Raw genomic sequence first — 373 nt, 5'->3', positions numbered from 1 at the left:
AAAATAAAAAAAGAGAGCTAAGTGAATTTAAAGCAATTGGGATGATTCAAGATCATCTATCTCTGTTATACCAAGCGATACAGAAAGACACCCAAGAAATAACAAAGATTCTGATCCGCCTGTTCGCCCTCCTACAGAAGAATGGACGGAAATCTCATCGATATGAGAAGAAAACAGTCTTTGATATCATGGGTGTTGTCTATGAGTATAATGGATTAAAAAAACAAAAGAAAGTTGCATAATAAAAAAATTCAGCCTGTAAAGGTTTCTTTTGCATGCCTATTTTTTGAAATAGTAAACATATCTAACTATGTTCTATTAAAATGAACGAAAGTTCATTACTAAATGACGTTTAAGTTGATGGGCATGGGGT

The 373-nt window shown here is 33.0% G+C and carries 1 pseudogene; it reads left to right on the top strand.

What is annotated here, in order from left to right:
• Positions 1-242 (top strand): annotated as a pseudogene (locus tag JDS99_RS31100) (IS4 family transposase); the annotation flags it as partial.
• Between the last annotated feature and the right edge of the window lie 131 nt (positions 243-373).

Source organism: Bacillus cereus group sp. N6, from assembly GCF_016483705.1.
GTDB classification, from domain to species: domain Bacteria; phylum Bacillota; class Bacilli; order Bacillales; family Bacillaceae_G; genus Bacillus_A; species Bacillus_A wiedmannii.
The sequence above is the reverse complement of the archived record's forward strand: the minus strand, read 5'-3'. Positions and strand labels throughout refer to the sequence as shown.